The organism is Urbifossiella limnaea, from assembly GCF_007747215.1.
GTDB lineage: Bacteria > Planctomycetota > Planctomycetia > Gemmatales > Gemmataceae > Urbifossiella > Urbifossiella limnaea.
On record NZ_CP036273.1, the window covers coordinates 4572934 to 4592972 of the forward strand.

At 69.2% G+C, this 20039-nt stretch carries 15 protein-coding genes and 1 pseudogene; 8 read left to right on the top strand and 8 right to left on the bottom strand.

The window, feature by feature from the left end; translation table 11 throughout:
• The first annotated feature begins 109 nt into the window (after positions 1-109).
• Positions 110-1525, top strand: coding sequence for an urea ABC transporter substrate-binding protein (locus ETAA1_RS34015; protein WP_449369425.1), 1416 nt, complete (start codon positions 110-112; stop codon positions 1523-1525).
• Between the two features lie 4 nt (positions 1526-1529).
• On the top strand, positions 1530-4775 hold the full coding sequence (locus tag ETAA1_RS18770) for a WD40 repeat domain-containing serine/threonine-protein kinase (RefSeq protein ID WP_145241137.1): 3246 nt from the start codon (positions 1530-1532) through the stop codon (positions 4773-4775).
• 351 nt (positions 4776-5126) lie between these two features.
• Here the strand turns inward: ETAA1_RS18770 and ETAA1_RS18775 are convergent, their stop codons facing one another.
• A complete protein-coding gene (locus ETAA1_RS18775) occupies positions 5127-6521 on the bottom strand; it encodes a transposase (protein ID WP_145233609.1) in 1395 nt (464 codons plus the stop codon).
• 381 nt (positions 6522-6902) lie between these two features.
• Here ETAA1_RS18775 and ETAA1_RS18780 point away from each other — a divergent pair, with 381 nt between their 5' ends.
• Positions 6903-8150: a tyrosine-type recombinase/integrase gene (locus ETAA1_RS18780; protein ID WP_145241139.1), complete on the top strand. Its 1248-nt coding sequence runs from the start codon at positions 6903-6905 to the stop codon at positions 8148-8150.
• A gap of 208 nt (positions 8151-8358) precedes the next feature.
• Here the strand turns inward: ETAA1_RS18780 and ETAA1_RS18785 are convergent, their stop codons facing one another.
• Positions 8359-10251 (bottom strand): IS110 family RNA-guided transposase, encoded by a 1893-nt coding sequence (locus tag ETAA1_RS18785; protein WP_202920236.1) that lies wholly within the window; start codon positions 10249-10251, stop codon positions 8359-8361.
• Between the two features lie 888 nt (positions 10252-11139).
• Positions 11140-12534: a transposase gene (locus ETAA1_RS18790; protein WP_145233609.1), complete on the bottom strand. Its 1395-nt coding sequence runs from the start codon at positions 12532-12534 to the stop codon at positions 11140-11142.
• Positions 12535-12769: 235 nt separating this feature from the next.
• Here ETAA1_RS18790 and ETAA1_RS18795 point away from each other — a divergent pair, with 235 nt between their 5' ends.
• A complete protein-coding gene (locus tag ETAA1_RS18795; RefSeq protein ID WP_145241143.1) occupies positions 12770-13048 on the top strand; it encodes a hypothetical protein in 279 nt (92 codons plus the stop codon).
• 479 nt (positions 13049-13527) lie between these two features.
• On the opposite strand, the gene ETAA1_RS33870 is transcribed toward ETAA1_RS18795, so the two are convergent.
• From ETAA1_RS33870 to ETAA1_RS18810, 3 genes are all read right to left on the bottom strand, one after another.
• Positions 13528-13806 carry a transposase gene (locus ETAA1_RS33870; RefSeq protein WP_202920966.1) on the bottom strand — a complete coding sequence of 93 codons (279 nt, stop codon included), beginning with the start codon at positions 13804-13806 and terminating at the stop codon, positions 13528-13530.
• Between the two features lie 608 nt (positions 13807-14414).
• The gene (locus ETAA1_RS18805; RefSeq protein ID WP_145241145.1) at positions 14415-14687 is read right to left on the bottom strand and encodes a hypothetical protein; all 273 of its coding nucleotides are present in this window, start codon (positions 14685-14687) and stop codon (positions 14415-14417) included.
• Between the two features lie 299 nt (positions 14688-14986).
• Positions 14987-15523, bottom strand: coding sequence for a hypothetical protein (locus tag ETAA1_RS18810; protein ID WP_145241146.1), 537 nt, complete (start codon positions 15521-15523; stop codon positions 14987-14989).
• A 227-nt stretch (positions 15524-15750) separates the two neighbouring features.
• On the opposite strand from ETAA1_RS18810, the gene ETAA1_RS32135 reads away from it, so the two are divergent.
• From ETAA1_RS32135 to ETAA1_RS18825, 4 genes are all read left to right on the top strand, one after another.
• Positions 15751-15900 (top strand): hypothetical protein, encoded by a 150-nt coding sequence (locus ETAA1_RS32135; protein WP_202920237.1) that lies wholly within the window; start codon positions 15751-15753, stop codon positions 15898-15900.
• Between the two features lie 531 nt (positions 15901-16431).
• Positions 16432-16812 carry a TIR domain-containing protein gene (locus tag ETAA1_RS18815; RefSeq protein ID WP_145241148.1) on the top strand — a complete coding sequence of 127 codons (381 nt, stop codon included), beginning with the start codon at positions 16432-16434 and terminating at the stop codon, positions 16810-16812.
• 170 nt (positions 16813-16982) lie between these two features.
• Positions 16983-18149, top strand: coding sequence for a hypothetical protein (locus tag ETAA1_RS18820; RefSeq protein WP_145241150.1), 1167 nt, complete (start codon positions 16983-16985; stop codon positions 18147-18149).
• A 12-nt stretch (positions 18150-18161) separates the two neighbouring features.
• The gene (locus ETAA1_RS18825) at positions 18162-18518 is read left to right on the top strand and encodes a RyR domain-containing protein (protein ID WP_145241152.1); all 357 of its coding nucleotides are present in this window, start codon (positions 18162-18164) and stop codon (positions 18516-18518) included.
• 58 nt (positions 18519-18576) lie between these two features.
• Here the strand turns inward: ETAA1_RS18825 and ETAA1_RS18830 are convergent.
• Positions 18577-18921 (bottom strand): annotated as a pseudogene (locus ETAA1_RS18830) (transposase); the annotation flags it as partial.
• Between the two features lie 227 nt (positions 18922-19148).
• Positions 19149-19562 carry a hypothetical protein gene (locus ETAA1_RS18835; protein ID WP_145241156.1) on the bottom strand — a complete coding sequence of 138 codons (414 nt, stop codon included), beginning with the start codon at positions 19560-19562 and terminating at the stop codon, positions 19149-19151.
• Between the last annotated feature and the right edge of the window lie 477 nt (positions 19563-20039).

Below are 20039 nucleotides of genomic sequence, written 5' to 3' on the forward strand. Positions count from 1 at the left end.
CCCGGCCGAGGTCGCCGCCGCCCTGGCCCCGTTCACCGAGGACTGCAACCTCCCGGAATACGTCCGCACCGCGCGCCGAACCACGACGTCCCGGCTCGACCTGTCCCGCGTGTCGGTCGCCGGCGGCACACCGGCTCCCGCCGTCGAACGCCCCCGGTCCCGCCGGAAATTCCTCGTCGCCGCGGCCGTACTCGGCGTCGGCCTTGTCGCGGGCGTTGTTGGTTTGCTCTCCGGGTCGCGGGGGCAGAGCCCGCCGGAGAAGCCCGGCGACACTGCCCGCGTCGAGCCGACGAATCCCCCGGTTAGCGTGCCGCCGGGAACCCCCACCCCGGTCGCGCCGCCGACGGGTCCGCCGATCCGGGTCGGGATCCTTCACTCCCGCACCGGGACAATGGCGATCAGCGAGCGGCCCGTGATCGACGCCGCCCTCCTCGCCGTGGACGAGGTCAACGAGGCCGGCGGGGTACTGGGCCGGCCGGTCGAGGCCGTGGTCGAGGACGGCGAGTCGGACGCCGCGACGTTCGCCGCCCGGGCCGAGAAGCTGATCGCAAAGGACCGCGTCAGCGTGGTGTTCGGGTGCTGGACGTCGGCGAGTCGCAAGACGGCGCTACCGGTCTTCGAGCGGCACGACCACCTGCTGTTCTACCCCGTGCAGTACGAGGGCCTGGAGCAGTCGCCGAACGTGGTCTACACCGGGGCCGCCCCGAACCAGCAGATCATCCCGGCGGTGCGGTGGTGCGTCACGGCGCTGAAGAAGAAGCGGCTGTTCCTCGTCGGCTCGGACTACATCTTCCCCCGCACCGCGAACGCGATCATCCGCGACCAGGCGGCCGAGCTCGGGGCCGAGGTCGTCGGGGAGGAGTACGTCCCCCTGGGCGGGGGGGACGTGGCGGAGGTGGTCCGCAAAATCGCTACCGCCCGGTGCGACGCAATCCTGAACACGATCAACGGGGACAGCAACGTCGCGTTCCTCCGGGCCCTCCGCGCGGCCGGCCTGACCCCGGACCGGGTGCCGACCATCTCGTTCAGCATCTCGGAGGAGGAACTCGCCAGCCTGGGTGCGAAGACCGTGGTCGGGGACTACGCCGCGTGGAACTACTTCCAGTCCGTCGACCGGCCGCAGAACCACGCCTTCGTCCGGCGGTTCCAGGCCCGACACGGGCCGCAGCGCACCATCTCGGACCCTATGGAGGCCGCCTACTTCGGCGTCCACATGTGGGCGCGGGCAGTGAGGGAAGCGGGGACGGACGCCCCCGGACGGGTCCGGGACGCCGTCCGTCGCCAGTCCTACGACGCCCCCGGCGGGGTGGTCCGCATCGACCCGGAGACGCAGCACACGTCGAAGGTGTTCCGGGTCGGGCTCATCACGAGCGACGACAGCCGGTTCCGGGTGATCCACGAGTCGCCCGGCCCGGTCGCCCCGATCCCATACCCGAACACCCGTAGCAAGGCCCAGTGGGACAAGTTCCTCCAGGACCTCCACGACGGCTGGGGCGGCCGGTGGGAGCCCCCGGGCGTGAGGTGACCCGATGCCCCCGGCCCCCAGGTTCACCATGACAGAGCGGGAGGTCTTCCTCGCGGTCCTCGACCTGCCCGACCCGGCGGCCCGCGCCGGCTACCTGGGGCAGGCGTGCGCCGGCGACGCGGCGCTGCGCGGGCGGGTCGAGGCGCTCCTGCGGTCCCACGAGGCCATCGGTACCTTCCTGGCCGTGCCGGCCGTCACCCCGCCGGACCCGGCTCACACGAGGTCCGTCGCCGATCGGCTCACGGCCACCGGCGGCGGTTCGACCACCCTCGCGGCAGACCCGCCGTCGGCAGGCGACAGGTACGTTCTGGGGGAGGAGATCGCCCGCGGCGGCATGGGCGTCGTCTACCGCGCCGCCGACACCGTCCTCGGCCGGGAGGTCGCGGTGAAGGTGCTCGGGAACCGGTACGGGGCCTCGTCGGCGGCCGCCCGGCGGTTCGCAGACGAGGCCCGGATCGCCGCCCAACTTCAGCACCCGGGCATCCCCCCGGTCCACGACCTCGGCACCCTACCCGACGGCCGCCCGTTCCTGGCCATGAAGCTGATCCGCGGCCGCACCCTCGACTACCTCTTGGCCAACCGTCCGGACCCCGCGCACGACCGCGGCCGGTTCGTCGCCGTGTTCGAGCAGGTTTGCCACGCGCTGGCGTACGCCCACTCGCACCACGTCATCCACCGCGACCTGAAGCCGTCCAACGTCATGGTCGGCGCGTTCGGCGAGGTCCAGGTAATGGATTGGGGCCTGGCCAAGGTCCTGAGCGGGGCCGCCCCGGCCGGCGGCGACGCTGCCGCAACCGCGGCGGAGGCGGAGATGGAGGTGCGCAGCCTGCGGGACAGCGACGGCACGTTCACCCAGGCCGGCAGCGTGCTCGGCACGCCGGCGTTCATGCCACCAGAGCAGGCCTTGGGCGTGGTCGGCAAGATCGACCGGCGGAGCGACGTGTTCGGGCTGGGCGCGGTGCTCGCAGTGATCCTCACCGGAGAGCCGCCGTTCGCGGGCGGGTCGGCCGAGTCGCTCCGCCTCCGCGCCGCACAGGGGCTGGTGGGTGACTGCTTCGCCCGGCTGGACGCATGCGGGGCGGACCCGGAACTGGTGGCGTTGTGCCGGCGGTGCCTGGCCCCGAGGCCGGAGAGCCGGCCGGCCGACGCGGACGAGGTGGCCCGGGCGGTGGCCGCCCTGCGCGTGGCGGCCGAGGAGCGGGCTCGGCAGGCCGAGCTGGACCGGGTGAAGGCGGTGGGGGAGCGCGCCGCAGCCGAGGTAAAGGCGGCCGAGCAGCGGAAGCGGTGGCGGGTGCAAGTGGCCCTCGGCGTCACGGCTCTTGGGCTCGTCGCGGCCGCCGTTCTCGGGGTGGCCCTCAACTCCCTCTGGCAGCGGGCCGAGTGGGCGAAAGAAGTCGCCGTGTCCGAGCGCGGCAAGGCAGAGGAGGCGCAGGGGACGGCCGAACGGGCCAGGGACCTCGCGATTCAGGCGGAGGGCGTCGCCGAGCGGGCCCGGGAGGCCGAGGCAGCGGCCAAGAAGGACGCCGAGCGGGAGCGTGAGAAGCTGGCGGTGTTCGAGTACGGCCGCGCGGTGGAAGTCGCCCACCAGGAGTGGCGCGGGAACAGCGTCTCCACCACCCTGGCGATCCTGGCGGGCTCGCGGAAGGACTTGCGCGGCTGGGAGTGGGGCTACCTCCACCGCCTCTGCCAGTCCGACCTTCTCACCCTCAGGGGTCACGCCGGCGTCGTGTCGTCCGCGTCCTTCAGCCCGGACGGGGCGCGGGTCGTCACCGCGGGGATGGACCGGATCGCCCGGGTGTGGGACGCGAACTCCGGGGCCGGGCTCGTCGTCTTCAAGGGCCACACGGACGGCGTGCGGTCCGCGTCCTTCAGCCCGGACGGGTCGCGGGTCGCCACCGCCGGTTCCGACTGGACGGCGCGGCTGTGGGACGCGAAAACCGGGGTCGAACTGCTCGTCCTCAAGGGGCACGCGGAGGGCGTCACGTCCGCGTCCTTCAGCCCGGACGGGGCGCGGGTCGTCACCGCGAGCCGGGACGGGACGGCGCGGGTGTGGGACGCGAAGAACGGGTTCGCGGTGCTCGCCGTCAAGGGCCACGCCGACGCGGTGTCGTCCGCGGCGTTCAGCCCGGACGGCTCGCGGATCGTGACCACAAGCGCGGACCAAACCGCGCGCGTCTGGGACGCGACGGACGGGTCTGCGCGTCTCGTGCTCAAGGGTCACACCGGGGTGGCGTCCGCGTGCTTCAGCCCGGACGGGTCGCGGGTCGTCACCGGCGGCTACGACCGGACGGCCCGGGTGTGGGACGTGAGCACCGGGGCCGAGTTGCTGGTGATCCGGTGCCACTCCGGGGTGGCGTCCGCGTGCTTCAGTCCGGACGGGGGCCGAATCGTGACCGCGAGCGTGGACACCACGGCGCGGGTCTGGGACGCGACCCGCGGGGACGAGGTCCTTGCCTTCCGGGGGCACACCGACGGGGTGCGGTTCGCCGCCTTCAGCCCGGACGGAACCCGGGTCGTCACCGCGAGTGCGGACTCGTCGGCCCGGGTGTGGGACGCCCGGTACGGACCCGAGTTCCTCGCCATCAGAGCCCACGCCGACGGGGTACGGTCCGCCCGGTTCGACGCGGGCGGAACCCGGGTCGTCACCACCGGCAAGGACGGGACGGTGCGGGCGTGGGACGCCCGGACCGGAGCTGGGGTGCCCAACCCCGGGGATCACCCCGACGCTGTGCAGCCCGGGGCCGTGGGCCCGGACCGGGCGCGAGTCATCACGACGAATGAGGACGGGACGGCGCGGGTGAGAGACGCCCTGACCGGGGCCGAATTGCTCACTCTCAGGGGGCACGCCGCGGGCGTGTTGTCCGCCGCCTTCGACAGCGACGGCTCACGGATTGTGACCGCGAGTAAAGATCGGACCGCCCGCGTGTGGGACGCGAAGACGGGCTCCGGGTTGGCCGTTCTGAAGGGCCATGTCGACGAGGTCACGTCCGCGGCGTTCAGCCCGGACGGGACGCGGATCGTCACCGGCAGCGAGGACACCACGGCGCGGGTGTGGGACGCGAAGACGGGTGCCGAGCTACTCGCCTTCAAGGGCCACGCCGACGCGGTGTCGTCCGCGGCGTTCAGCCCGGACGGGACGCGGATCGTCACGGGGAGTTGGGACAAGACAGCACGGGTGTGGGACTCCCGTGCGTTCCGCGACACCCGACCACCCGATGCCGCGACCACGCCGACGCCGCGCAGGAGGTGATGGACGGACCCGGCGGTCACGCCCTCGGTGACGCAGAACCCAATGAGATAGCTCGACCTCCGGGTGTGGCTGCGTCGCCCGAGGTGGAGACGCCCTCGCCGTTCCGGCCGCGGTACCACCGTGGCAATGCTGTGCCGGAGCGCGGTGGCCGACGGAGCGGACCAAGGGGTTCGCCAAGGTATCGGCGTGCGGTTGCTGGTGACCAGGGGTGGAGCGCTGAAAAGTAAGCGACATTCGTCCGACATCCCGCCTGCCGATACTGCCCAGCATCGGCTCCCGTGGAAGGCAGCTGGGTAGCGTGCGTTCACGGTGACAGGTTACCCGGAAACCAGGCCATTCACGGTGTGAGACTCACGGATTCCGGCTGACTTTCGCCTGACGGGTCTTCTTCCCCTCGTCGAGCAACCGGGCCGTGGAAACATGTGGGCTCTTGTCCTTGATCCGTCGGGTCGCCGTCCTCGTCGGCTTCCGGGGCGGCGCTTTCTTGATCCTCCCAAGGTCGACCTTGCCCGCCCACTCGCGGAGGTGGCCGGCCAACTCCGGGCTGGGCATCGGACCGAACGCCTCCCATTCCGACGCGGGCAGGGCGATCATCATCCCCGCGTACACCATCGCCCACTCCAGCGCCAGGTAATACCCCGACACCTCCTCCTGCACCTTCTTCTCACCATGCACCGCCCGCAGGGCCGCCTTCAGTACGGCCAGCACGTTGTACGCGGCCACCGCCACGCAGAACCCGAACAGCGCGGCCCTGGGGTACCCCAGGGTGTTCACCTCACAGTTCAAGGCGACTGTCAACTCGTGGAAGGCCCCCTCGATCTTCCACCGCTTGAGGTAGATCTCGGCCACCTTCTTGGCCGGCACCTTCGCCGGCAGGTTGGTCAGGATCTCCACCTCCGCGTCCCCGTCCGCGGTCGGCGCCCGCAGCCGCACCCGCACCTGCCGCAGGCGCACCAACCGCGCCCCACCCCAGCAGACCCAGACCCGCCGCTCGCCCACCCAGCCCCGGTCCGTCGCGACCTCGGCCCCGTACCCGGCTTCGGCCTCGACGCTCAGGTTCCCGTGGCGTCGGATGACGACGTAGGCCCGCCGGGCGGCCACCTCACACAGGAACTCCGCCGTGCAGAAGTTGCGGTCCGCGACCCACACGTCCCGCTCCCGCACCAGCGGCACAATCTGGTCGATCAGCGCCCGCTCCTGGGTGTGGGCGTCCTCGCACGGGACGATGTCGGTGACCAGCATCAGGGCCGGGTCGAGCACGACCAAACTCTGCCCGGGCAAGGGGCCGGCGGTGTGCCCCCGGGTGACGCCCAGCCGCCGCTGGGTGGCGGCCAGGTGGTTGCCGTCGAGGACCCGCACCCGGTAGCCCGGCAGCAGGCTCTTGCACCCCCCGCCCAGCGCGGTGATCAGCCCCTCGCACCGGCCCGACACGTGCGCGACCAGCCCCGCGGACACGCCCGTCTCGATGTTCCGGAGCTTGTCGTAGACGCACTTGAGGGTGACCGGGACGCGGTCCCGCAGGTGCCGGTAGGCGGCCTGGACGTGGAGGGCCTTGCCGCCGACCACCAGGGTCATCAGATCGACCGTCGTGGAGAACAGCAACTCCCGGGTGTACCCGCGCTCGGCGGTCCGGTCGAACAGCGCGTCGAGGGCCGAGGCCGAGAGGGCGTGCTCGATGGTCGCCCGGGACATCACGCTGAGCGGGCTCTCCTCTAGGAACCGCTCGAAGACCCCACCGAACAGCATGGGCGCGCCCTCTCCCTGGCTTGGCCAAGTCCCTGCCAGCGGACGGCTTACGACCGGGATGCGTCACCGTGAATGGCCTGGTTACCCGGAAACTACCCGTAAACCCGCCCGGAACCCGCAAACCTTGGAGCACCTGGCAATAAATAGTTGTCCTTGCACAGCGGTGGAATGCCTGTAAAGTGTGGGAAGTCAGGGGTCTTCGCGGCTCCAGACGACATGCGTCGATCGGCCTGAAAATCGCTAGGTCCCCAGTTCAACCCTGGGACTGCCCACTCGACGGAAGTCCGTCCGGCCCAAGCGGTTCAAGCTTACCTCCCGGTGGTCGGGAGCGCGGTCCGAAAGCCTGTTGCTGCGGTAAAGTACCGCAGAAAGGGTTTTCCCGTGCCCCGACCAGCTTCGTTTCCCAGCTACCGCCACCACAAACCCAGCGGCCAGGCCGTCGTAACAATCCGCGCCGCGGACGGCGGCCGCCGCGACGTGTACCTCGGGGCGTATGACTCACCCGAGTCCCGCCGTGAGTACGCCCGCGTCGTCGCCGAACTCGCCGTCGTTGCCGTCCCCGATCAGGTCGCCACCCCCGTCACCCTCGACCCGTCGGTGGACGAGGTGCTGCACGCCTTCTGGCGGCACGCCGAGGCCCACTACCGCCGGGCCGACGGCACCCCGACTAACGAGATCAGCGAGTACCGCCAAACGTTCCGTCACGTCCGGGCCCTGTACGGCCCCACCCCCGCCCGGGGGTTCGGCCCGCTCGCCCTCAAGGCCGTCCGGCAGCGGATGGTGGACGCCGGGTGGAGCCGGCGGGTAGTCAACGCCCGGGTCGGGCGGGTCCGTCGGGCTTTCAAGTGGGCTGCGTCCGAGGAGCTCGTCCCGGCGGCCGTGCCGCAAGCCCTCGCGACCGTCGGCGGGCTCCAAGGCGGGCGGACGGCGGCCCCGGAGCGCGACCCCGTCAAGCCGGTCGATCCTGACCACGTTCGCGTGACGCTCCCCTTCCTACGGCCGCCGGTCAGGGGGATGGTCGAGGTGCAGCTGCTGACCGGGATGCGGCCGGGGGAGGTGTGCCGGCTCCGCCCGCGCGACATCGACATCAGCGGGGACGTGTGGGTGTACCGGCCCGGGCAACACAAGACCCGGCACCGCGGAAAGGCTCGGGAGGTCGCGGTCGGCCCGCGCGCCCGGGTAGTGCTGGAGAGGTTCACCCCGGCCGACCCGGACGACTACTTCTTCAGCCCGCGGCGGTCGGTCGAGGCCTTCCGGGCCGAGCGGGCGGCGGCCCGCAAAACCCCGCGGTACGCCTCGCACATGGCCCGGAACGCCGCTGTGCGGGTCGCGAGCCCGAAGCGGGCGGCGGCCGAGCGTTATACGGTCCCGAGTTACGACCGGGCGGTATCCCGTGCGGTCGAGAAGGCAAACATCCGGCGGGGGCAGCTGGCCGGGGTGGGGAACTACGACCCCGTGCCGCACTGGCACCCGAACCAACTCCGGCACGCCCACGGGACCGAGGTGCGGAGGCGCTACGGCCTGGAGGCCGCGCAGGTCGCCCTTGGGCACGAGCGGGCGGATGTGACTCAGGTGTACGCCGAAAAGAACCTCGCCTTGGCGACGCGGGTAGCAGCCGAGATCGGGTGACCCAGCTTCTTTCTGATTACCCATCAGTACGGAGAGGCGACGATGGTCTGTACCCACGTTCTGAAATGGGCGGGGACAGGTATCGAACTCGACCAGCTCTGATCCGTGCTGCATATCCCGCCTCGCTATGCTGACCGGGCCGGTTTGCATAGCGAGGTCCGGCCGACCGGGGCGGCTCCCGGACAATTGACCCGGGGCGGAGTTACGGTTACCGTCTGCGGGAGGCGGGCGGTGATATGCAGTCCGGACCACCGCGATCTGCGGATCTGCGGAATTGGTGGTTCGGCCGCGGAGGAGCCTGCATGTCCGCCGCTGACCTGTACGGGCCGTGGATCGACGACCCGGAGTGGCAGACCGGTCTGCTCGAACGGCTCAAGCTATGGTGGTCGGTGCCGATTGCCGACCTCCCGGACGCTGGGCTGGCATTGTTCCTGCGGCAGCGCACCGCGGACGGACCTGTGCTTGCCGAGGCCCGCCGGCGGCTCGCGGCTGGGCAGCCGGACGAATCCGAGCAGTACGACGGCGAGCTGGCGGACGCGGTCGCAGCCGCCGAGCAAAGGCAGGCCGAACCCGGCGCTGCAGCAGACGGCGGGGCATGATTCGTTTCTGCGACCCATAGCTCACACAGCCCCACCGCTGCTGAGCTTGTTGTTCGGCGGCCGGAGGCGGAGGGCGCGGTGCAACTGGAGCATGTGACCTTCACCGGCCCGCCGCTCGACGACGGCGACCTGCTCGACCGCACCCGCGCCCGGACCTGCTCGGCGTACGCCGCCTCGGTCTGCTTCACGTACGCCGCCCCGTACCGGACCAGGTGGTACACGACCCGCGCCAGCTTGTGGGCCGTCGCCGTCACCGCCTTCGGCGCCCCCAGCCGCGACCGCTGCCGCCGCAGGTAGGCGCCCAGGTAGCTCTTGCTCCGGACCAGCCCCCACGCCGCCAGCCGCAGCGCCGATGCCGCCCGGTTCTTCCCCCGCCGCGTCTTGCTCGACTGCACCCTCCCGCCGGTCTTCTTCCAGTTCGGGCACAGCCCCAGCCACGACGTGAAGTGCTTCACCGTCGGCCACTTCGTGAAGTCGCTCCCGAGCTCGCTCACCAGCGTCAGGGCGTGGACCGCGTCGAGCCCCTCGACCGCCGTCAGGTCCACGCCCGTCGCCAGGTACAGCGCCACCCGCACGTCGAACTTCGGGTCGTGCGGCTTCCGCCCCCGGACCCGCGTCTGCGGCGGGAGCGGCGGCAGTGTGGTCTGACGGCGCATGGCCCTCAGGTGGGCGGCGATGATCGGGTCGAGGTCGGCGACGGCCTCCTGGTAGGCGTCCCACATCTTCAGGCACAGCCGCAGCTCGGTCAGGTGCTCGGGCCGGTAGCGGCCGTCCAGGGCGGTGGCGATCTCGGCCGCCGAGTGCTTGCACCGGCGGTCGCGGAGCCGGGCCAGGGCGTGCGGGTCGCGCTCGCCGGCGACGATGGCGCGGATGATCTTGAGGCCGGTGACGCCGGTCGTGTCCCCGAGGACGGCCGTCAGCTTCAGGTTCATCAGCCCGAGGGCCTTCTGCATCCGCTGGACGTGCTGCGCCCCGAGGCGGACGAGGTTGGCCCGCTGGCGGACGTAGTCCCGCAGCGTCTGGGTGGCCTCGTCCGGCTGGAACACCGACGGGAGCATGCCGTGGTGGTGGAGGCGCCAGATCCACTGGCAGTCGCGCCGGTCGGTCTTCGGCCGGCCCTGGATCTGCTTCGCGAACTGGGGCGGGGTCATGACCACGTCCAGCCCGGCCTCGAGGAGGGTGAGGAACAGGACGTGGCCGTACACCCCGCCGGCCTCCAGGGCGACGGTGGTGACCCCGCAGTGCTTGAGCCAGGCGACGAGCTGCCGCAGGCCGGGGGTGTGGGCGGGGAACTCGCGGACGGGGTCGGTGCCGTCGGGCGTCTCCCCGACGCACACCCAGTGGGTGGCGTCGCCCACGTCGATCCCGGCGGCGTGGCGGTTGGGGGCGGGGGCGGCGGCCAGGCGGGCACACGCCTCGGCCCGGTCGCGGAGGTCGGGCGGGAGGCGGGGCGGGGCGTCGGGCGGCGGGGGCTTGCGCGGTCGGGTCTTGCGGGCGGGCATGACGCACTCCACAATGGCGCGGGGTGAGGGGTGCGTGCGGCGGGGGAGTCGGCACCGGGTAGCAGCCGTCCCAACGGGATCGACCGCCGGTGCGCGTGGGCGGCGGGCGGTCGTCACCAAGAAGTGGGCCGAAAGCGCTCCCCGTCCCAGTCGAACCCACGGGCCGAGCGGGACCCGCTCGACGCACCAGAAACGTGACGGGCTTCGGCGCCACACGCGGGGGTCAGGGATAGGCGGCGCGGCCGCTCGCGCCCAAGTTCCTGGGGGACTGGGCCAGGGCACCTGGCAGCCCGCGAACCCGTCGCTGCAGCAGACCGCCAGCTCACTGGCGCTTCCCAGCGGGTTCTGGTGCTCGGCAGGTGACGAGCGGCTCGGCGGCTGCTGAGCTATTTGTTCGGGCTGGATAGGTGGTTCGGGGGAAGCCATGTTGCGGAAACCGGACCGCCGATAACCCAGTATCGCGGCGGAAGCGGCCTCGGCCGCGCCCCGGCCGGGTGTCGCGATGCTCTATACCCAAACCCCGGCGGTCCCTCCCGGCGTGGCTCGCCGGGCGGGTGACGCTGAAGCTGAGCGAACCAACGTCCGCTCGGCTTCAACGTTCGGCCACAGCGGGCAATCTCGCTCGACCACTGACGAATCCGATCGAAGTCGGGGAGCCATACCCGCGCATCCCTTTCTACCCAGCGCTCCAGATCGCGCATCCCAGGGGCACCATGATCGAGGTCATAGCGCTTGTCGTATCCCTCATCGCAGCCGCGATCGCACTGGTCGGGCCGTACCTGGAGAACTTGCGCACAGGTCGGCTGCGGATGTTTTACCCGCAGGACATCTATTTCATGCCGCACCCGGGGATTGGCTACACAGCCCAGGCCATTCACGGTGTGAGACTCACGGATTCCGGCTGACTTTCGCCTGACGGGTCTTCTTCCCCTCGTCGAGCAACCGGGCCGTGGAAACATGTGGGCTCTTGTCCTTGATCCGTCGGGTCGCCGTCCTCGTCGGCTTCCGGGGCGGCGCTTTCTTGATCCTCCCAAGGTCGACCTTGCCCGCCCACTCGCGGAGGTGGCCGGCCAACTCCGGGCTGGGCATCGGACCGAACGCCTCCCATTCCGACGCGGGCAGGGCGATCATCATCCCCGCGTACACCATCGCCCACTCCAGCGCCAGGTAATACCCCGACACCTCCTCCTGCACCTTCTTCTCACCATGCACCGCCCGCAGGGCCGCCTTCAGTACGGCCAGCACGTTGTACGCGGCCACCGCCACGCAGAACCCGAACAGCGCGGCCCTGGGGTACCCCAGGGTGTTCACCTCACAGTTCAAGGCGACTGTCAACTCGTGGAAGGCCCCCTCGATCTTCCACCGCTTGAGGTAGATCTCGGCCACCTTCTTGGCCGGCACCTTCGCCGGCAGGTTGGTCAGGATCTCCACCTCCGCGTCCCCGTCCGCGGTCGGCGCCCGCAGCCGCACCCGCACCTGCCGCAGGCGCACCAACCGCGCCCCACCCCAGCAGACCCAGACCCGCCGCTCGCCCACCCAGCCCCGGTCCGTCGCGACCTCGGCCCCGTACCCGGCTTCGGCCTCGACGCTCAGGTTCCCGTGGCGTCGGATGACGACGTAGGCCCGCCGGGCGGCCACCTCACACAGGAACTCCGCCGTGCAGAAGTTGCGGTCCGCGACCCACACGTCCCGCTCCCGCACCAGCGGCACAATCTGGTCGATCAGCGCCCGCTCCTGGGTGTGGGCGTCCTCGCACGGGACGATGTCGGTGACCAGCATCAGGGCCGGGTCGAGCACGACCAAACTCTGCCCGGGCAAGGGGCCGGCGGTGTGCCCCCGGGTGACGCCCAGCCGCCGCTGGGTGGCGGCCAGGTGGTTGCCGTCGAGGACCCGCACCCGGTAGCCCGGCAGCAGGCTCTTGCACCCCCCGCCCAGCGCGGTGATCAGCCCCTCGCACCGGCCCGACACGTGCGCGACCAGCCCCGCGGACACGCCCGTCTCGATGTTCCGGAGCTTGTCGTAGACGCACTTGAGGGTGACCGGGACGCGGTCCCGCAGGTGCCGGTAGGCGGCCTGGACGTGGAGGGCCTTGCCGCCGACCACCAGGGTCATCAGATCGACCGTCGTGGAGAACAGCAACTCCCGGGTGTACCCGCGCTCGGCGGTCCGGTCGAACAGCGCGTCGAGGGCCGAGGCCGAGAGGGCGTGCTCGATGGTCGCCCGGGACATCACGCTGAGCGGGCTCTCCTCTAGGAACCGCTCGAAGACCCCACCGAACAGCATGGGCGCGCCCTCTCCCTGGCTTGGCCAAGTCCCTGCCAGCGGACGGCTTACGACCGGGATGCGTCACCGTGAATGGCCTGGCTACACAGCCCTATTGTTCAGTACCGCCAAGCGCGGACATCGAGTTCGTGAAATGGTGGTGCGGGTAACGCGAGGGAAGGCGATCGCAGAGTTCTCATCATGGAGGCGAACCAAGGTTGGATTGACTAGCGGGATATTCGTCCCCTTTTCGGGCTTGGACGAGACGCATACCTTCTTCTTCCCCCAAGATGGCTCTGAGTGGGAGTGGCGTGCTGGTACGCACCGCATCGAAGTCCTTGCCAAAATTGACGAATCGGAGGAGGAAGTCGAGCTCACCAGCGTGCGGGTTGAACTCACTCCTCATTTTGCAGAGGTCATGAACCACCCTCGCTCGGGTGGGGTCTGGTTCCAGTGGTCTCGTCGGCTCGACGAATATGTCTGCTTCGCGGAGCCCTACCGCAAGGAAGGCAAGGCTAGGAAGTTGCAGGGCTGATCCCTTAGCCCTGCGCCAAACCTGGCGATGTAGCAGAGGGCGGCCGCCGTCGCATTTTCGTGATTCAAGCTCACGCCGGCGGAGGCCGCTGCTAAGCAATCTGACTATGAAGCCGCGGTCCTGTCAACTCAAGCGGGCCGGGTTTTCCAGGGTCTTCTTGCTTCCCCTCGGCGGACCCGCTGTCCGCGAGTCCGTCGAGGCAAAGCACCGCCCCGTCCCCGCCGGCCGCGGGGGGTCTCCACGTCAGTCGGTCGGGGGGCGCCATCGGGTCGCACTCGACTATTCGGGCTGCGGTCCGGGTCGCGCCGGGGCGCCGAGGGACCAGCCCACCAACTGGTATCCGCCGCGCCGCACCATTCGTTCGGCCACCGCTCCGGCGGAGTCGCCCCCCTCGGGTACAGAACGCTCCGGGCTCCCGCGCCTGGGTCCCGTTGGCTCACCCCAACCACCATGGGCGAGGTCTCACACCGACGCGGTCGTCACGCCGTCGCCGCCGCGGGCTCGGGGTCGGGCCGCCACGGCTGGTTGTCTCGGAGCATGGCCCAGCACCGGACCAGGACCGTCCGGGCGAGCGCGACGACGGCCCGCTTCCGCCGGGCCTTCCCCCGGCTCAGCCGGTCGAACACGGCCCGCGCCCACCGGTTGTACCGGAGCATGCACCACGCGCACTGCACCAGCAGCTTCCGGAGGACCGCCGGCCCCCGCTTGGTGATCCCCCCGCGGCGGTCGTCCTCGCCGGACTGGAACTGCTTGGGGATGGCCGTACGCCCCGATCTGCCGGCCGTTCCGGAACCGCTTAGTGTCGTCGAGGTGGGCGTCGTCCCGGTCCGTCTTGCGCTTCGTGTGCTTGTACTTCCACGCCTCGGCCGCGGTGTTCGCCACCTTGACCGGGACGCCGAGCTCGCCGCACAGGTCGGACACCCACCCGGCGAGGGTACACGCCTCGACCACGACGACCGCCGGGCCGGTGGTGCGGATGAGCCGCTCGACCTCGGCCCGGGAGGTGGTGATGGTGCGGAACTCGGCGGCGGCCGTCACCTTGTCGTAGGTGCACGACACGCACTTGTACTTGCCGAGGTCGATGGCGAGAATCGTGGTACCGGTCATGGTGTACTCCTCGGGGTGACGGGGGCGACTACCCCCACGCTACACCCGCGGCTTACATCAGTTCTTTCGGCGGCCGAGGGCTTTTGCAACGCATTCCTGGGTGGCTATCCGGCGAGGTGCGTAGGTCATGGGATTTGCAAGCTACTTTGAAGACATCGTGTTTCGCGCAGTCGAAAACGGCGTCAATTTGGCGGCAATCCCGACTTACGACCCTTTTCGAGACGCCAATGCTTGCGGGGATACCGACGCTTCGCAAACGTCAGACGCGCCGCCGAAGGTTCTCCGGCTGCGTGGCGAGGAGGCGCGGCGGTACTACTTGGAGCACTTCGCCGGTGCCAAGTTCTTCGCCTACCTTCATGTGGTGGAAGCCAAAACGGGCCGTCTGCTGGACGAGTACCCGTACCGGCTCCGAGCGGAAGTGGAGGCCAGACTCGCGGAGGTCGAGGGCAAGCACCCGGGCCTCCTCCGCCTCGTAGTCGTAAAGCGCCTGGAGATGCCCGAGGGGTATGAGCGGGATTGGTTTACAGCGCATGTAGTCGATCATCCGTCTACTGGGCTTACGGTCACTGTGCGATCACGCAGATAGGCCCGCGGTGTCGGTGGCGGGACGATTAGCCGAGCCGCTCCGCCGGCCCGGCAGCCTCGGTCCCAGCGCAAGCCACGCCGTCCCAGGAACTTTTCCGCAGCGTGAGTGCAATTCTTTGGAGTCCGGCGGCTGAACCACCTCGCTCGGCGCGCACCTTCGCCGTCCGCCCCCCTCCGATGTGTTGAATGCGCCCCGCGTCCGAGTTGTCAATCCCGTTTCCCTCCCGGCGTACCCGCGGCTCGCCGTTACCCCGCACGGGCCTGGGCCGCGCCGGCCAGGTCGTCAGCCGGCGGCGGGCCGACCTTCCTCACCTCGTAGCCCAGTTCCTTCGCCCGGCGGTGGGACCCCGCACCGCCGTAGCCAGGCGACGAGGTCGCGGAGGCCGGGGGTGTGGGCGGGGAACTCGCGGACGGGGTCGGACCCGTCGGGGGTCTCCCCGACGCAGACCCAGTGGGTGGCGTCGCCCACATTGATGCCGGCGACGTGCGGGTGAACCCGTGCTCGTCCCGCAGTCGCTGCCAGATGCGGTACGCGGTGTGGCGTTGCTTCTTCGGGGCCGTCGTGTCGTCGGCCAGGATCTGGCGGATGATCGGCAGCACCGGCTCGATCGTCGGCCGCCGCGGCGGCCGCGTCCTCCGATACCCGGGCGGCTCCTCGTGGGCGAGGACCTTGCGGAGGGTGGCCCAGTGGATGTGATACACCCGGCAAGCTTGCCGCTTGCTGATCTCGCCGGTCAACACCCGGCGGCGGATCTCGGCCCAGAGTTCCATGTCGGCGTACACCTCGGGCCTCCGGGGTGGCAGGGATGGGCTCCGCCCATCATCGCCGATCCCCCGACGGCCCCGTCGCGCGCCACACTGTTACTCCGCCGATCCCACCTCCTCGCGCTGCACTTTTGCTCCGCCGTTAGCACTGGTACGTCGCCGACCTCTTCCCCGAGTACCGGGCCGCGTTCCCCGACCGCTTCCCCATCACCCCGCACGACCTCAGACGCCGGGGGATCACGCTCATGGTCGCCGCGACGGGGAGCATCGACAAGACCGCCGAGGCCATCGGCATCCACCCCGACACAGCGCGACGCCACTACCTCGACGCCCAGAAAGCGTTCGCCTCGGACGAACTGTTCAAGAAGATGGCGAGCGTCCTCGTCCCGAAGTGACCGACAGAACGAACGCACGAAGCCGTCCGGAGCGTCTTTTCAGTACGCTCCGGACGGCTTCGTGCGTTCTGGCCGACCGAATTCTTTGGCGGTATTCTTTGGCGGTTTCGGGGTCTTCTTTCAAAAACCCCTTGTTTTCTAGTACACCCAGCAGGAGTCGAACCTGCAACCTTCGGTTCCGTAGCGGGATGCTCGGGAACACCGAGACCGCACACAATCGCCTTCTGGGCAACCACTTACGCTGGCAGGAAGCACGCCTCCAAGTGTCGGGTAACTGCTGTATTTTAGCGCCTTTTGTGGCCGTTTGGTGTGAATTCTCTGCCACTTCTCTGCTCGGTGGTCTGCCAGACCCTGGCCTCCGCTTACGCACGTCGAAAAAACCGTTTCCTACTGACCTTCGTTCGGATAGGCGGTCCGGGATAAAATGACGAGTGGATCACTCCATCAACTGGTAACACCCGTCCACGGCTTCGGCAGCGGTCAGCCGGCTTTTGACACCAGTGGTGCCACCTTCACGAGGATCGATCGCTCATGGCCAAGAAACGCGTATTCATCAGCTTCGCGGTCGAAGACGTCCGCGCCCGCGACCTACTGGTCGGGCAGTCCAAGCACGACGACACGCCCTTCGAGTTCGTCGATATGTCGGTGAAGGAACCGTGGGACAGCGAGTGGAAGACGCGGTGCCGGACGAAGATCCGGGGGTGCGACGGGGTGATCGCGCTGCTGAGCAAGAACACCCAGTACGCCTCCGGCGCGCTGTGGGAGATCAAGTGTGCCGTCGAGGAGGGCATCCCCATCACCGGGGTCCACATCTACAAGGATAGCAAGGGGCCGATCCCGAGCGACCTCATCGGGCACGACGTGATCGAGTGGACCTGGGATGGGATCGGCGACTTCATCGACTCGCTGTGACCCTTCCGCCGGCGGGGTGGCTTCGGTCGCCCCGCACCTGCCGCCGCGAGACGGGAGCCCGCCCCCGAATGTCGAAGAAGAGCAAACGCAATGACCGGCAGCGCCGTGCCGCCGCGCCGGCACCTTCCGCCGCACCCGCGGCGGCCCCCACCCCGCTTGGAGCGCCTCCGATGGCGACGGTCGAGCCTGCGCTGGACCACAAGTACAACGACGACCTGCTCGCGCACCACGAGGACCAAGCGGCAATCAAGGTACTCTTCCCGGAAGTTTTCCACGTACTGGACCACCCGGAGTTGCGGGCCGAGTTCGCCACGTACAACGGGCTGTCGAACGGGGCGAAGCGGTTCGTCCACCGCCTCGGCCTTGTCGCGGTCGGACTGGCCGCGCTCGCGCTCATGTCGTCGGCCATGACCCCGATACTGAAGGCGGTAGAGGGGGTGCCAGGCCTGTCCGAGTCCGCGGCGAAGACGCTCCGCGTGATGCAGGAGTGGTCGATCTACCTGGAGGTCGCGGGGCTGGTCGGCGCGGCCATTGCCTTGGGCGGCCTGTGGATCGGCGAGAAGAAAAAGCGGTGGTTGGAGGGGCGGCTGATGACGGAGAAGCTGCGGGCGTGGCACTTCCAGACGCTCATACACCGCGGCAAGGAGATCGAGGCGAGTTGCGACAGGTCGAACCCGAATGCCGTCAAGGAGTATCAGGAGAAGCGTGCAAAGTGGTTCACGGCGTTCCTTCAGCAGCACCGGGGCAAGCTCGACTCGCAGTTGCACGAACTGATCGACTCGCCGGAGACGCAGTACGCCTCGCTGCATGAGCACGCGTCGTCGTACCCGCCCGACAGCAAGGCGCTGCCGGTCGTGCTCGAAGCGTACAAGGCCCTGCGGCTCCGCCACCAGGCCGATTACGCGGCGCACAAGCTGCAGAAGGACACGAACCAGCCGTTCTGGGCCCCGCACCGGTGGCCGACGAGCGTCTTGAAGGAGCGGCTCGGTAGCCTGTCCAGCTTCTGTATCATCGGCGCCCTGCTGGCCTCCGCCTACGTCGTCCTTGCGCACTTCGGGCAGTGGCCGCTCGCGGACAGCCCCGCCATGCCGGCGGTGAGCCTGTGCTTCCTGGTGCTTAACGTCACCGCCCGCGGCATCATGGACGGCTTGGCGGTGCGTGAGGAGTCCCAACGGTACGTGGATTACTCCGGCGAGGTGCGGTACCTACTGACCCGGTATGAGGCGACGGGGAACAGGGCCGAGCGGCTGCAGATCATGCAGGACATGGAACGCGCGGCGGTGGAGGAGCTGAAGGGCTTCCTGCGCGCCCATTACGAGGCCAAGTTTATTGTCTGATAGGGGGCCGGAATGGCGTACTCGAAAGAGGCGGTCGCCCGCGTGTGCCACGAAACGCTTCGGGCGTTTTGTCAGACGATCGGCGACAAGAGCCTGGCTCCGTGGGAGGAAGCACCGGAGTGGCAGCGGGCCAGTTCGCTGCAAGCCGTCGAATTCGGGCTGCGACATCCTGACGCGACTGCCCGCGACAACCACGACGCCTGGGTCGAAGCAAAGCGGGCGGACGGCTGGAGGTTCGGCGAGGTGAAGGATGCAGATCTAAAAACACACCCGTGCCTGGTCTCGTTCGATCAATTGCCGCCTGAGCAACAGGCCAAGGACGCACTGATTGCGGCTGTTGTGGCGTCCCTGCGCGGCCTGCTCGGGTAGGGAGCGCAGGCAGCGCATGCGGTTGAGCTGATCTTCCCCACGAAAAGTGGACACGAAGTTAACGGTGGGACTGGCTGTGCGCCCGTTCAAACTCGGCCGGGGACACGAACCCCAGGGAGGAGTGACGGCGGACGCGGTTGTAGAACACCTCCAGGTACTCGAACAGCACCGCCCGCGCCTGGCCGCGGGTGGCGAACACCTCGACCCCCAGTTCGCACTTCAGCCGGCCGAAGAGGCTCTCGACCGGGGCGTTGTCCCAGCACTGGCCGACCCCGCTCATGCTGCAGGTGATCCCCTTGCTCGCCAACACCCGCTGGTAGTGGTCGCTGGCGTACTGGCTGCCCCGGTCCGAGTGCGCCAGCAGCCCCGCGCCCGGGCGGCGACGCGCCAACGCCATCTCCATCCGCCTGGGCCGCCGGCCGTTGGCCGGCGTGGGGTCAACCCGGGAAGAATGACGGTTTCTGGCCTGTTTGTCAAAGTGGTTGCCGCCGGGTGTGTGTTGTCCCTCCTGCCGGGCGAAGCACGAGCTCGTGCGGGAGCGACGAGCGGACATGATAGCAAAGTGACCTGCAAATGAAACGAACGCGGCCCGGGGGCTCCGGGCCGCGGCGAACCGGTTAATCGTTGCGGTTAGCTGCGTTTCAGGTGGAAATCGCCGCCGCCGTTGCCGTCGTCGAACGTCAGGGTCAGACGGAGGTCGCTCGGCCGGCCGGGCATCCGCGTGATGGCCGCTGACCCGACCTTGATTTTGTTCTTCCGGGACCAGACCTCGGCCGAGATCAGCGTCCCTTCGTCAGCGGTGCCGGGCTTCAGATCGAAGTCCCCGCCCCGGTAGCACAGCCGGTGCTGCCCGCCGCCCCCGGACGTAATGTCCACCACGACCCGCCCCTCGTCGCCCACCCACCGGTCGTTGAGGGCCGGCTCCTGTTCCATACGGCCCATCGCCTCGAACGCGGTCGTGAGCCCCTTGCTGGTGCAGCACATGATGGTCGCCGCAACGACGAGCCAAAAGAGCCGTGAGCGGAGCGACTCGTTGGCCACCATGTGGGGGATCTCCTCCACATGATCGTTCCCGTGGTTTTGCCCAAACCATTTGAACAAGAACATAGCTTTTCCCCTTTCGTGTGCGGCGCCGGTCGCGCCGAATTAGGTGGCCGGGCGTCTACTGTTTGCGGTGTCGCCCGGGTGTCGGTACACTTGTCGGGACTTTCCCGCCGACCGCTGGCGGGGCCCGACCGCCGACATCGAAACTTTACCCGCCGCACTCTCCGTCTGGGATGCTAAGTTCTTCGCCCACATGGGTTTCCATCGAGTTCCATCGAGGAGTTTTTGGACGAGAGCTGTGGAACGACTTGTTGGAACGCACCTCAGGGAGACTTCGGTGAACGAAACGACCCGCGTGCTGGCCAGAGCGCTTAAACACCTCGCGACGGATGAGATCGCCGGAAGACTGGTCAAGCACGACTGTTACAACCCGCATCGGAGACTGTTCGCGGTCGCGTCGATCGACCTGTGTTTTGA